The organism is Cryobacterium sp. TMS1-13-1 (genome assembly GCF_004403125.1).
GTDB classification, from domain to species: Bacteria; Actinomycetota; Actinomycetes; order Actinomycetales; family Microbacteriaceae; genus Cryobacterium; species Cryobacterium levicorallinum.
The window spans coordinates 127,721-140,747 of sequence record NZ_SOGX01000018.1 but is presented as its reverse complement, the minus strand read 5'-3'; the positions used below and the strand labels follow the sequence as shown (position 1 = coordinate 140,747).

Here is a 13,027-nt window from a genome sequence, read left to right as displayed (position 1 = left end):
ATGCCCACCCCCATTCGATCCATTCGCGCTGTGGGCGACCGGGCCGTGCTGGTGCAACTGGGCGGGCTGAGTGAGGTGCTCGGCCTGTATGAGGCGCTGCGTGAGCATCCGCTGCCCGGCCAGGTCGACGTCGTCGCCGCTGCCGAAACCGTGCTCGTGACTGCCGATTCGGCAGCAGCGGCCCGCGGCTTTGCGGCTGGGCTGCGCGCGATCGCGCCGCGCACCGCCGACTCCGGGCCGGACAAGCTCGTGACCATCGACGTGATCTACGACGGCGACGACCTCGAAGAGGTCGCCGAGTTCACCGGCCTCGACCGCGGCGGTGTGATCGCGGCGCACACCGGGCAGCTATGGACCGCCGCGTTCGGCGGCTTCGCCCCCGGCTTCGCCTATCTCGTCGGTGACGACCGGCTCACCGTCTCCCGGCGCAGCAGCCCGCGCAAGGCCGTTCCGGCCGGTGCGGTGGCGCTCGCCGACGGCTATTCGGCCGTGTATCCGCGGGTCACTCCCGGTGGCTGGCAGCTGATCGGCCGCACCGACGCCGCCCTGTGGAGCCTCGACCGCGATCAGCCGGCCCTGCTGCAGCCCGGTAACCGGGTGCGATTTCGGGCCGTGCACGAGTTCGTGCGGGCCGCGCCGACGGCCCCGACGGCGCCAGCCGACCTGCCCGCCGACCTTGTCGTCGTGCAGCCCGGGCCGCAGACCACCGTGCAGGATCTCGGCCGCCCCGGCCTCGCCCACCTCGGCGTGGCCGGCGCCGGCGCCCTCGACCGCGGAGCCCTGCGCCGCGCCAACCGACTGGTTGGCAACCCTGCCTCCGCCGCAGTGCTCGAAAACGCCCTCGGCGGCCTCGTGCTCGACGCCAGTACCGAGCAGGTGCTCGCCGTGGCTGGGGCATCCGTTCTCATCACGATCAGCAGAACGGATGCCGCACCCCGCGTTGTACCCACCGACGCCCCGTTCGCGCTGCACACCGGCGAACGGCTGACCCTCGGCGCCCCGCTGTGGGGCGTGCGCAGTTATCTCGCCGTACGCGGCGGTTTCGACCTGCCGCTCGTGCTCGGCAGCCGCTCGACCGACTCCATGTCCGGCATCGGTCCGGCGCCGCTCGTTGCCGGCACCGAACTGACGGTGCTGCCGGCTGCGCCGACGAGCGTGGTCGGGGCGGCCGAACCCTCGCCGGCCCCGCCCGCGGAGGTTACCGTGCTGCGCTACGTTCCCGGCCCGCGCGCCGACTGGTTCAGTGCCGACATCCTCGCCGATTTCGACCGCACCGACTGGGTCGTCACCGCGCAGTCCAACCGCATCGGCCTGCGCCTGGATGGGCCGGCCCTCGAGCGGGCGCACGGCGGCGAACTGCCGAGCGAGGGCACCGTCGCCGGCGCCATCCAGCTGCCGGCCTCGGGCGTTCCGGTGTTATTCCTCGCCGACCACCCGGTCACCGGCGGTTACCCGGTGCTCGGCGTGGTGCTGCACGCCGACCTCGACCGGGCGGCGCAGCTCGTAACGGGCGCGCGCATCCGCTTTGTGACCACATCAATTCCGTCGAACGAGAGCTGACCCGTGCAGAAAGTACTCATCGCCAACCGTGGCGAAATCGCCGTGCGCATCATTCGCGGCTGTTCCGACGCTGGGCTCGACTCGGTCGCCGTCTACGCCGACGTCGACGCCGACGCGCTGCACGTGGGGCTGGCCACCGAGGCCTATGCGCTTGGCGGCAACAGCCCGGCCGACACCTACCTGAACGTGCCGAAACTGCTGGCCATCGCGCGCCGCGCCGGTGCCGACGCCATACACCCCGGCTACGGATTTCTGTCGGAGAACGCTGACTTCGCCCAAGCCGTGCAGGACGCCGGGCTGGTCTGGATCGGCCCGAGCCCGGAGAGCATTCGGCTGCTCGGCAACAAGGTCTCGGCGCGCGAGATCGCCGTGCGGGTGGGTGCTCCGCTCGTGGCGGGGTCGAACGGCACCGTTGAGACCGCGGCCGAGGTGCGCGCCTTCGCCGAGGAGCACGGTCTGCCGGTGGCAATCAAGGCGGCGTTCGGCGGCGGCGGCCGCGGTATGAAGGTCGTCTGGGAGCTGGACGCCATCGAGGAATCGTTCGACTCCGCCGTGCGCGAGAGCGTTGCGGCGTTCGGGCGCGGCGAATGCTACGTGGAGCGCTTTCTGAACAAGCCCCGCCACGTCGAAGCGCAGATTCTGGCCGACGGCAACGGCACCGTGATCGTCGTCGGCACCCGGGATTGCTCGCTGCAGCGCCGCAACCAGAAGCTCGTCGAGGAAGCGCCGGCACCGTTTCTCACCGCGGACCAGCGCGACCTCATCTACACCTCGGCGAAAGCCATCTGCCGGGAGGCCGGGTATGTCGGTGCCGGTACCGTGGAATACCTGCTGGCCGACGACGGCAGTATCTCTTTTCTCGAGGTGAACACGCGCCTGCAGGTGGAGCACCCGATCACCGAAGAGACCTCCGGCGTCGACCTCGTGCTCGCCCAGCTCGCCATCGCCGCCGGCGGGCCGCTGCCGGTCGCCGACGACCCGGTGCCGCACGGCCACTCCTTCGAATTCCGTATCAACGCCGAAGACCCCGGCCGCGGATTTCTCCCGTCACCGGGCACAGTGACGGCGTTCACCGTGCCGACCGGGCCGGGAATTCGGGTTGATGCCGGCATCCGCTCTGGTGATGCGGTGGCTCCGCAATTTGATTCGCTGCTCGCCAAACTCATCGTCACCGGCGCCGACCGGGCCCAGGCCCTTCGGCGGGCCCGCCGGGCGCTCGCCGAGTTCGAGATCGCGGGCCTGCCCACCGTGCTGCCGTTTCACCGTGCGGTGGTGAACCTGCCCGCGTTCATTGGGCCTGATCGGCTAGGCGTGTACACGAGCTGGATCGAAACCGAGTTCGCCGAGCAGATTGCCGCTGATTCCTCGCTCATGCCGGCAGCCCCGGCCCTGGCTCGCCGCACGATCACGATCGAACTCGACGGGCGCCGGGTGGCGCTCGGCCTGCCGGAGAACCTGCTGGCCAGTTTTGCGCAGGGCAGCGGGCCGGTGGCGCCAGCGCCGATCGAGCTGACCGATCCGGCCGAGCTGCGCTCCACCATGAGCGGCACCGTGGTCAAGTGGCTCGTCGACGCTGGCGCCACGGTCGCCGCAGGCGATCCGCTGCTGGTGCTCGAAGCCATGAAAATGGAATCGACCGTCGTCGCGCACCGTTTCGGCCGCCTCGTGGGGCTGATCGTGGCTCCCGGCGACGCGGTGGCCGTGCACGCCGTCGTCGCGACCATCGAGGCTTGAGCGCGAGAGTCGATACTGTGTGGGTATGACCCTCGACGAGATCCTCCCCGACCTGCGTCGCCAGAGCGTCGATGTGCGCCACGCCGAAACGGGCCTGTGGGCCGCGTCGATGCTGCGCGATCGCATTTCGGCCGGCCAGCTCGCACCCGGCGCGAAGCTGTCGGAGGAACCGCTGTGCGAGGTGCTCGGCGTCTCCCGCAACACCTTGCGGGAGGCCTTCGCCACCCTGGCCCGCGAACACGTCGTTACCCGCATCCCCAACCGTGGCGTGTTCGTGACCCGCCCGACCGCCGACGACATCCGCGAGATCTACCGGGTGCGCCGCTTTCTCGAACCGGCCGCGCTCACCTGGTCGACCGATTACACAACGGATGCCCTCCACACCGCCATCGCGCGTGCCCGGTCAGCCCGCACCGACGGTTCGGTGCCGGGCATGGCCAGCGCCAACCAGGACTTCCACGCCGGGGTCGTCGCGCTTACCGGAAGCGACCGTCTTAATGCGCAGATGACGCAGGTGCTTGCCGAGATGCGGCTGGTGTTCCACTCGATGGTGGCCGATCCCCTATTCCACGCGCCCTACATCGACGACAACGCCATCATCCTGGCGAAATTCGAGGCGGGGGAGCGCTCCGAGGCGGCCGCGCTCATGGTCGACTACCTGCGCCGGGCCGAGCAACAGCTGGTCGAGGCGCACGCGCGCGTGTAGGGCAGCGACGCGGCATCCGCTTGCGCAAACCGGCGCCCAGCGGGCCTACGGCACGAGGTAGTCGGAGTCGCGGGCATCCGTGATGAGCATGTGGCCGGGGGCGTGGCCGATCGCGAGCGGCGGGCGGGACTCCATCACGGCCGCTTGCGGTGTGACGCCGCAGGCCCAGAAAACGGGCACGAAGCCGTCGGGCACTGTCACCGCGTCGCCGAAATCGGGATTGGCGAGGTCGCGGATGCCCAGATCGGCCGGATCCCCGCTGTGCACGGGGGCGCCGTGCACGGCGGGGTAGCGGGCGGTGATGCGAACGGCATCCGCTACCCGGTCGGCAATGATGGGGCGCATCGACACGACCAGCGGCCCGGCCATGCTGCCAGCGGATGCGCAGCGCCGGTTGGTGCGATACATCGGCACGTTGCGACCCTGCTCGATGTGGGCGATAGGAATGCCAGCCTGCTGCAATGCAGCCTCGAAGGTGAAGCTGCAGCCGACGATGAAGGTGACCAGGTCATCGCGCCACCAGGCCGTCAGGTCGGTCGGTTCGGCCACGAGCACACCGTTCTCGTAGACCGTGTAACGTCCGACGTCCGTGCGAATGTCGCCGCCGGCCAGCAGCGGGCCGGTGGTCTGGCCGGCCTCGAGCACCCCGAGAATCGGGCACGGCTTGGGGTTGCGCTCGGCGAAGAGCAGCACGTCGAAGGCCTGCTCTTTCGGCACGATGATGAGATTGGCCTGGGTGAATCCGCTCGACCAGCCCGCCGTCGGTGTGACGAGTCCGTCGCGAAAGAGCGCACGGGCCTCGGCGGGCGAAAGAGCGGCCCGGTCGAGTGTGGTCACGCCCACAGCGCCACGAGGCCGCCGAGCGAGCGGTAACCCAGATACAGGGTGAGGAGCCAGGCGGCGACACCGATGACGAGCAGCCACTTGGGGTAGATGTAGCCGCCGAGCAGGTCGCGGCGGCGCCACGCCACCCAGAGGATGACCGCGAAACCGACGGGCAGAATGAGCCCGTTCACGGCGCCGGCCATGATAAGCAGCGTGGCCGGGGCCTGGCCGAGCAGGGTGAAGACCGTGGCCGACACCGCGATGAACACGCAGGTGGCGATGCTGCGCACCCGCGGTGAGGTCTTCGCGGTCGTGACGAAGGAGATCGATGTGTACGCGGCGCCTATGACCGAGGTGATCGAAGCGGCCCAGAGAATCACGCCGAACAGCTTGAGGCCGATGTCGCCGGCTGCTGACTGGAACGCTTCGGCCGCGAGGTTGTCACTGGTGAGGGCCACTCCGCCGGCGACGACGCCGAGAATGGCCAGGAACAACAGCACGCGGATGACACCGGTAATGATGATTCCGAGAATGGAGCTCTTGGTGATCTCGCCCACGTTTTCGGGGCCGGAGACGCCGGCGTCGATCATGCGGTGCGCCCCGGCATAGGTAATGTACCCGCCGATGGTGCCGCCGATGAGGGTGGTGATGATGAGAAAGTCGACGTTGTCGGGAATGACGGCATTCTTGAGGGCTTCACCGAGCGGTGGTTGCGACACGATCGCCACGTACCCGATAAGCAGGATCATGACCGCGCCGAGCACGACCACGATCTTGTCGAGGGCCACGCCGGCGCGCTTGCTCAGGAAGATGGCGATGGCAATGGCGGCCGATATGAGCCCGCCGATCTTCGGGTCGATGCCGAACAGAACGTTCGTGCCGAGGCCGGTTCCGGCGATGTTGCCCACGTTGAAGACGAGGCCGCCGATGCAGATGAGGGCGGCGAGAAACCAGCCGGCGCCCGGCAGTACGGTGTTGGCGAGTTCCTGGGCGCGCTTGCCGCTCACGCCGATCACCCGCCACACGTTCAGCTGAACGGCGATGTCCACGAGGATCGACACCAGGATGGCGAAAGCGAACGCCGCGCCGAGCTGCACTGTGAAGGTCGTGGTCTGCACGATGAAGCCCGGGCCGACCGCGCTCGTGGCCATGAGGAACATGGCTCCGAGCAGGGCCCCGCGGTGCCTGTTCTTGGGTTTCTTCAGTTTACGCGTGACGGGTGTGACGGACGTGGCCATGGGCGCTGCTCACTTCTCTGGGATACGAGTCAGCACCGGCGGTCACTGATTGTGAGAAAGCCTATGATTGTTCAACAATCTCTGCAACTGTTTGGGGGATATTGGCTCAACTTGTAATCTGCCCGAAACGCGAGCGCGGTCAGAGAGCGCGCATTCGGTTGTTGCGCGGGTTGTGCTCGACCTCGGCCAGGCCGAGGGAGTGGCCGTCTCGTCGCGATACATCAGGTATTCCGACGATCCCGCGGAGTGCGCAGCACCAACGGGGCGTCTTTGCTGCCGGTTCCGATGCTCGTGTCGGTCTTGACTGTCTCCTCGTGATCGCGCCGTTGGGTCGTGCCGATTTTGGCCCAGTGCGCCCGAAATTGGCACGACAGCGCACGCACGTAGGCTCGTTCTGTGGCTCATTAACGAATTCCCGTCATAACCCACGACACGGCAAGCGGATGCGTCCGCCGCCACCCGCGCGTGCAGCATTGGGCCCCGCTGGCCGTGTCAAGGGGCGGTCGGCGGCGCGGAATCCGCTTTGTTGAGCTCGTCGATGAGCCGGAGTCCCCGCTCGGCCCACTCGATCTCGTGCTCAGCCCGCGCGATCAAACCCTCGTAGGTGTAGCGCTTGTAGGCGCGGATGCTCGCGTGCTCGCGCTTGGGCGCGTGCGCGAGACGTTTTTCGAGCATCGCGCTGGTTCCGGTGTCGATCTCCCGCACTTTCTCGAGCCATTCGGCGCGGCGTTCAGCGTAGTTCGCGATGTGCGCGCGCAGCTGGGCGCGCGCTGCGTCCGGCTCGGCCCATTCCAGATAGGCGGCCTTGAGATGGGCCGGGTCGCGCTCCCGGGTGTAGCTGAGCGGCTCGTTCATCCAGGCGCGAAAGGCATCCAGGCCGGCCGCGGTCACGTGATACTCGCGTTTCTTGCCCCGCGGACCCCAGGGGACCTCGGTGCCGACCAGCAGCCCGTCGGCCTCCATGCGGCGCAGTTCCGGGTAGATCTGCGAGTCGGGGGCATGCCAGACATGCGAAACGGATGCCTGGAACGCTTTCGACAGGTCGTAGCCGGTCATCGGTTCCACGGTGAGGAGCGCCAGCAGCGCCTGTCGAAGGCTCACAATTACCCCTCTCGGTCTTGTCAGTACCTACCAGCATAGATAGTATGTTCCTGCGCTAACTATCTATGGGGATAGGTAGCTATCCGGAGGATTTCAATGGCGATTATCCAGACCAAGAGTTCGACCACGAACAAGGTACTCAACTACCCACTCAATACCTGGTACGTCGCAGCGTGGGACCACGAGGTGACCCGCAAGCTGATCTCCCGCACGGTTGCCGATAAGCCGCTCGCCATCTACCGCACCGAAGACGGCCGACCGGTGGCGCTCGCCGACGCGTGCTGGCACCGGCTCGCACCGCTGTCGCAGGGCAAGGTGCTCGCCAAAGACGAGATCCAATGCCCGTACCACGGCATCGTTTACAACTCGGCGGGCCGCTGCGTGTCCATGCCTGCCCAGGAAACCATTAACCCGAGCGCAACCGTGCCGTCCTACCCGGTTGTTGAGCGCCATCGCTTTCTGTGGGTGTGGTTGGGCGACGCGACGCTCGCGAACCCCGACACCATTCCCGATATGCACCAGATGGACCACCCCGAGTGGGCGGGCGACGGCCTCACTATCCCGGTCACCTGCAATTACCAGCTCGTTCTCGACAACCTGATGGACCTCACGCACGAAGAATTCGTACACGGGTCCAGCATCGGCCAGGCCGAACTGAGTGAATCCGACTTTGAGGTCAGCCACGATGACACCACCGTCACGGTTTCGCGATGGATGCACAACATCGACGCCCCTCCGTTCTGGCTCAAGAACATGCGCGACAAGTTTCCGGGTTTCTCGGGCAAAGTGGATCGCTGGCAGATCATTCATTTCGAAGCGCCCTCGACTATCAATATCGATGTGGGGGTCGCCAAAGCGGGGACGGGCGCGCAGCAGGGTGACCGCAGCCAGGGGGTCAACGGATACGTCATGAACACCATCACGCCGAAAACTGCCCGCAGTGCGCACTACTTCTGGGCGTTCATGCGTAACTACCGCCTCGAGAGCCAGCTCATCACCTCGCAGCTGCGCGCCGGCGTCTCCGGAGTATTCAAAGAGGATGAAGACATGCTGCTCGCCCAACAATCTGCCATTGATGCCAACCCCGACTACGAGTTCTACAACCTCAACATCGATGCCGGCGGACTGTGGGTGCGGCGCCTGATTGAGCGGATGCTTGAGGCCGAAGGCCGACCGGTTTCCGCTAGTCGAGCTGGACGCGTTCGCGTCGCCGACTAGGCGGGCACGATAATGGCAGCAACCAACATTGAAGTCTGGCAGCAGGCAACGGTCATCGAGACTGAAGCTATCGCCACCAACATCCAACGCATCGTGCTGGCGCCGACCCTGCCGAAACGGGCCGAACCGGGTTCGCACCTCGACCTGTTCGTGACGATCGACGGCGAGCGTCACAAACGCTCGTACTCCGTGGTCGAGTCGACTGAGGACGGCTCACGAGTGGCGATCAGTGTGCTGCAGGCGCCGCTGTCCCGCGGCGGCTCGATCTTCATGCACGCACTGCAGCTCGGCGACACGCTCGAGATCACCCAGCCGCTGCAGAACTTTCCCCTGCGCGTCGGCGCGCCCGGCTACGTACTGCTGGCCGGCGGCATCGGCGTGACTGCAATCGTCAACATGGCCCGCGTTCTGAAAAATCTGGGAGCAAACTACACGCTCGTCTACGCGGCGCGCAGCCGGGAACGCATGGCCTACCTGCCCGAACTGCTCGCCCTGCACGGCGATAATCTGCGGGTGCACATCGACGACGAGGGCACCGAGTTGTCGGTGACCGAGTTGGTCGGCAGCGTGGACCCGCAGGCTGAACTCTACATGTGCGGTCCGATCCGCCTGATGGATGCCGTGCGCCGCGCCTGGCGCGAACGCGAACTCAACCTGCCCAACCTGCGGTTCGAGACCTTCGGCAACAGCGGCTGGTACGACCCCGAAGAGTTCATCGTGCGGGTACCGCGCCTCGGCGTCGAAGCCCGCGTGCCAGCGGGCCGCTCGATGCTCGAAGCGCTCGAAGCTGTCGGCGTTGAGATGATGTTCGATTGCCGCAAGGGCGAGTGCGGCCTGTGCGAGGTCAAAGTGCTCGCGCTTGAGGGTGCCATCGACCACCGCGACGTGTTCTACAGCGAACGCCAGCAGCACGCCGCCGAAAAGATGAGCTGCTGCGTCTCCCGCGCCGTCACCTCGCCCACCGGCCTGCACGCGGATGCCGCCCGCAGCGGCCCCGCGATCGTCACGATCGCCGTCTCCTAGCGTCTGCGGCACAGCGGATGCCCCGGCGAAATTCGCCGGGGCATCCGCTTGTATTGTGCGTAGTTACTTGAGTGCAGCCTTGCGCTGCGCCGTGATCTGCTCGGTGACCGGGCCGAGCTTGGCGCGCTGGATCTCGGCGTAGACGTGCGAGCGCAGCTCCATGAAGCGCGGCAGGGCGCGGGTGTTGAGCTGGTCGCGTTCGGCCGGCAGGTCGATCTTGAGGTCTTCCTGCACCACCGTCGGCGAGCTCGAGAGCACGATGACGCGTTCGCCGAGGTAGACCGACTCGTCGATGTCGTGGGTGACGAACAGAATCGTGATGCCGAGCTCCTTCCAGATGGTGCGGATGAGGTCTTCGAGGTCGGCGCGGGTCTGCGCGTCGACGGCCGCGAAGGGCTCGTCCATGAGCAGCACCTGCGGGCGGTAAGCCACGGCGCGGGCGATCGCGACGCGCTGCTGCATGCCGCCGGACAGCTGCCAGGGATAGCTCTTCGGCACATGAGCCAACCCGACCGACTTGAGAGCGGCGTCGATGAGCGCGGCCCGTTCGGCCTTGGGAACTTTCTGGTTCTTCAACGGCAGTTCGACGTTGGCGCGCACGGTCATCCAAGGGAAGAGACTGCGTCCGTATTCCTGAAAGACGACGGCCATCGACTTGGGTGGCCCGGTGACTTTGCTGCCAGCCAGCTCGACGGTGCCGCTGGTCTGTTCCATCAGGCCGGAGATGCACTTGAGCAGGGTGGTCTTGCCCGAGCCGGATGGGCCGACTAGGCAGACCAGCTCGCCCTCGGCAAGGTCGAAGGTGAGGTCGCGCACGGCCTCGACCTCGCCGCCGGGCACCTTGTAGATTTTCTGCAGTCCGCGCACCGAGAGCATCGGCACGGTTTTCACGGGCTGGTTCATGGTGTTCTCGCTAACTGTCATGAGTGATCTCCTTCAGACCGTGGTACCAGTGCAGTACCCGTCGTTCGACGAATTGAAAAATGAGGGCCAGGCCGAGGCCGATCAGGCCGAGCACGACGATGCCGCTCCACATTTCGGGAATGGCGAAGTTGCGTTGGAACTGCACGATCGTGAAGCCGAGGCCCGACGATGAGGCGAACATCTCGCTGATGACCATGAGAATCAACCCGATCGACAGCGACTGTCGCACGCCGGCCATGATCTGTGGCGTGACCGCGGGGAGCACAAAATAGCGGATGCGCGCAAACCCGCGGATTCCGTAGCTGCGGCAGCTGTCATTGAGTACCGAGTCGACCGCGCGCACACCTTCGACGGTGTTCAGGAGCACCGGCCAGATGGCGCCGGAGATGATGACGGCGACTTTCATGCCGTCGTTCACGCCGATGAGCAGCATGAGCAGCGGCACGAGCACGGGAGGCGGGATGGCGCGGAAGAATTCGAGCAGGGGCTCAAGCAGGTTGCGCAGCCAGCGGGTAGAGCCGATGAGCAGGCCGAGCACGATGCCGAGACCGATCGCGAAGAACAGTCCGATCGCGAGGCGGCCGAGGCTCGGCAGCACGTCGTCGAAGAACCGGTCACCGACCCACGTCGTCCAGAGAGTTTGGGCGAGTTCGACCGGTTTGGGTACGAAGAAGTTCGTGGACCCGAAGGACAGCGCCCACCAGAGAACGATGAGCAGAATCGGCAGGCCGAAGAAATAGGCGAGACGTTTGAGGGGACTCACAGTACGACCTCTCCTCTCACGGAGGGATGCCAGGCCAGCACACGCTTTTCGATGATGCGGGCGACGAGGTTGATGATGACGCCGATCATGCCGGTGGCGAGCACGAGGGCATACATAGAGGCGATGGCGCCTCCGGACTGCGTGAGGGCGATCTGCTTACCGAGGCCGGGGGTGCCGATGATGAGTTCGGCGGTGATGGCCAAAATCAGCGCGACGGCCGCGGCCAGGCGCAGGCCCGTCATCAAGTACGGCAGGGCAGTGGGCCAGATCACGTAGCGAACCCGGGCGAGCCGGCCGAGCCCGAAAATCTTCGCGGTGTCGTTCGCGACGGCATCCACATCGGCTATGCCGTAGAGCAGCTGCAGCAGCACCTGCCAGAAGGAGGCATAGACCACGAGCAACAGGGTGGACTCGATGCTGGTTCCGAAGATGAGCACGGCGAGCGGAATGAGTGCGACCGACGGAATCGGGCGAAGGAATTCGATCGTGGTGTGGGTGGCGCGGCGCAGAAAACGGCTCGACCCGATGATGAGGCCAACGACGATCGCGGCGACTGTGGCGATGGCGAGGCCGAGCGCCCAGCTCGTCATGGTATCGGCGACGTCCTTCCAGAACGCGGCTTCGGTCAGGTACTGTCCGAGACGCACGAGCACCTCACTCGCCGGCGGCAGGTAGCGATCGCTGACCAGGCCCAGGCGGGGAGTGGCTTCCCAGAGCAGGAAGAACAGGATTATTCCGCTGACGCCCAGGCCCAAAGCTCGCGCTTTCGGCCCGGCGGCAGCATTACGTTGCTTTCTCATACTGGCAAGCCACTTCCTCGTGGTCGGTGCGGGATGGGCGGGTTACGGCAGGAACGTGCTCATGTCTGGCGCGGTTTCGACCACGCCGTACTTGAGGGCAGCCTCGCCGAGCGCCGTGACAGCCTCCACGTTGAACGAGGTTGGGAACTTCGGCAACACGATCTTCGCCAGTACCTCGGCCGGAGTTGCGGTGTAAGTCGCGATGATCGCACGTACGGCGTCGGGGTTGGCCTGCGCGTATTCGAGTGACTTCTTCATTGCTGTCTGAAACTTCGTGACGAGTTCCGGGTCATTTGCCACGGTCGCAGCGGACGAGAAGTAGGCAGCAACGTCGAGATTCACATCGAAGTCCGCGTAGCCGTAGGAGATGACGCGCTGGCCGCTCTCGATCGCGGCGGTGACGAAGGGTTCAACGACGAAGGCGGCATCAACCTGTCCGTTTTCAACGGCAGCGCTGGCGTCGGGGAACGGAACCTCGACGAAGGAGATCGACGCGGAATCGCCGCCGAGGCGATCTATCGAGCTGCGCATGACCGTGTCGACGATGTTGTTCAGGCTGTTGCCCGAAACGGTCTTGCCGTCGAGGTCGGCGAGGGTCTCGACGGGGGAGTCGCCCTTGACGATGACAGCTCCGAAGTCGCTGGTGACATCACCGGTCGAGGCGACGGCCGCGTTGACGACCTGGAGCGGCAGGCCCTTGTCGTTGGCGACCATGAGCGAGACGAGGTTGCTGAAGCCGAACTGGTAGTCGCCGCTCACAACGGCCGGCACGATCGCGGCGCCGCCGGTGGCCGTTTCGATGGTGAGCTCAAGGCCCTCATCCTCGAAGAAGCCCTGCTCGAGGCCCAGGTAGAGGGGGGCGGTGTCGGCGATCGGGATGACGCCGACCGTGACGGGTGTGAGAGTGCCACTGCCGGCCGGGGCACTGGTGTCGGCGCCGGCCGAGCAGGCGCTGAGGGCGAGAACGGATGCCGCGGCAAGTCCGATCAATAGGGATTTCTTCATTTTCACTCCATTGTGTGGTGGTGCGGGTAATGCTGTTGTGGGTACGCGGGACGCTGTTATTGGTGCAAGAGAAGTGCAGAAGCCTGGTTTGAGCAGTCAACACACTCATTGTCTTTCTCGGAGACTAACG

General features: G+C 66.0%; 12 protein-coding genes. 5 read left to right on the top strand and 7 right to left on the bottom strand.

From position 1 onward, the window contains the following. The 3 genes from E3T31_RS15675 to E3T31_RS15665 are packed head-to-tail and all read left to right on the top strand — an operon-like array spanning position 1 to position 4,000. The gene (locus E3T31_RS15675; protein ID WP_134470088.1) at positions 1 to 1,560 is read left to right on the top strand and encodes a 5-oxoprolinase/urea amidolyase family protein; all 1,560 of its coding nucleotides are present in this window, start codon (positions 1 to 3) and stop codon (positions 1,558 to 1,560) included. Positions 1,561 to 1,563: 3 nt separating this feature from the next. Next, positions 1,564 to 3,294, top strand: a complete 1,731-nt coding sequence (locus tag E3T31_RS15670; RefSeq protein ID WP_134470086.1) for a biotin carboxylase N-terminal domain-containing protein — start codon at positions 1,564 to 1,566, stop codon at positions 3,292 to 3,294. 25 nt (positions 3,295 to 3,319) lie between these two features. Continuing rightward, positions 3,320 to 4,000 (top strand): GntR family transcriptional regulator, encoded by a 681-nt coding sequence (locus E3T31_RS15665; protein WP_134470084.1) that lies wholly within the window; start codon positions 3,320 to 3,322, stop codon positions 3,998 to 4,000. Positions 4,001 to 4,045: 45 nt separating this feature from the next. On the opposite strand, the gene E3T31_RS15660 is transcribed toward E3T31_RS15665, so the two are convergent. The 3 genes from E3T31_RS15660 to E3T31_RS15650 all read right to left on the bottom strand — a co-directional run bounded on the left by E3T31_RS15660 (position 4,046) and on the right by E3T31_RS15650 (position 7,164). Further along, complete coding sequence (locus E3T31_RS15660; RefSeq protein ID WP_370304628.1) at positions 4,046 to 4,837, bottom strand: putative hydro-lyase; 792 nt, start codon at positions 4,835 to 4,837, stop codon at positions 4,046 to 4,048. Further along, the gene (locus tag E3T31_RS15655; protein ID WP_241978041.1) at positions 4,834 to 6,063 is read right to left on the bottom strand and encodes an NRAMP family divalent metal transporter; all 1,230 of its coding nucleotides are present in this window, start codon (positions 6,061 to 6,063) and stop codon (positions 4,834 to 4,836) included. Before E3T31_RS15655 ends, E3T31_RS15660 begins: the two co-directional genes overlap by 4 nt. A 492-nt stretch (positions 6,064 to 6,555) precedes the next feature. Continuing rightward, positions 6,556 to 7,164 carry a helix-turn-helix transcriptional regulator gene (locus tag E3T31_RS15650; protein WP_134470080.1) on the bottom strand — a complete coding sequence of 203 codons (609 nt, stop codon included), beginning with the start codon at positions 7,162 to 7,164 and terminating at the stop codon, positions 6,556 to 6,558. 96 nt (positions 7,165 to 7,260) lie between these two features. Here E3T31_RS15650 and E3T31_RS15645 point away from each other — a divergent pair, with 96 nt between their 5' ends. Beyond that, the gene (locus E3T31_RS15645; RefSeq protein WP_134470078.1) at positions 7,261 to 8,382 is read left to right on the top strand and encodes an aromatic ring-hydroxylating dioxygenase subunit alpha; all 1,122 of its coding nucleotides are present in this window, start codon (positions 7,261 to 7,263) and stop codon (positions 8,380 to 8,382) included. A gap of 12 nt (positions 8,383 to 8,394) precedes the next feature. Then, the gene (locus tag E3T31_RS15640) at positions 8,395 to 9,405 is read left to right on the top strand and encodes a PDR/VanB family oxidoreductase (RefSeq protein ID WP_134470076.1); all 1,011 of its coding nucleotides are present in this window, start codon (positions 8,395 to 8,397) and stop codon (positions 9,403 to 9,405) included. Positions 9,406 to 9,468: 63 nt separating this feature from the next. On the opposite strand, the gene E3T31_RS15635 is transcribed toward E3T31_RS15640, so the two are convergent. From E3T31_RS15635 to E3T31_RS15620, 4 genes are read right to left on the bottom strand one after another with little or no spacing between them, the layout of a single operon-like run. After that, on the bottom strand, positions 9,469 to 10,329 hold the full coding sequence (locus E3T31_RS15635; RefSeq protein WP_241978040.1) for an ABC transporter ATP-binding protein: 861 nt from the start codon (positions 10,327 to 10,329) through the stop codon (positions 9,469 to 9,471). Beyond that, positions 10,319 to 11,092, bottom strand: a complete 774-nt coding sequence (locus tag E3T31_RS15630) for an ABC transporter permease (RefSeq protein WP_134470074.1) — start codon at positions 11,090 to 11,092, stop codon at positions 10,319 to 10,321. The genes E3T31_RS15635 and E3T31_RS15630 overlap by 11 nt, the downstream gene beginning before the upstream one ends. Next, positions 11,089 to 11,892, bottom strand: a complete 804-nt coding sequence (locus E3T31_RS15625; RefSeq protein WP_134470072.1) for an ABC transporter permease — start codon at positions 11,890 to 11,892, stop codon at positions 11,089 to 11,091. The genes E3T31_RS15630 and E3T31_RS15625 overlap by 4 nt, the downstream gene beginning before the upstream one ends. A gap of 42 nt (positions 11,893 to 11,934) precedes the next feature. Beyond that, complete coding sequence (locus E3T31_RS15620; RefSeq protein ID WP_134470070.1) at positions 11,935 to 12,897, bottom strand: ABC transporter substrate-binding protein; 963 nt, start codon at positions 12,895 to 12,897, stop codon at positions 11,935 to 11,937. Between the last annotated feature and the right edge of the window lie 130 nt (positions 12,898 to 13,027).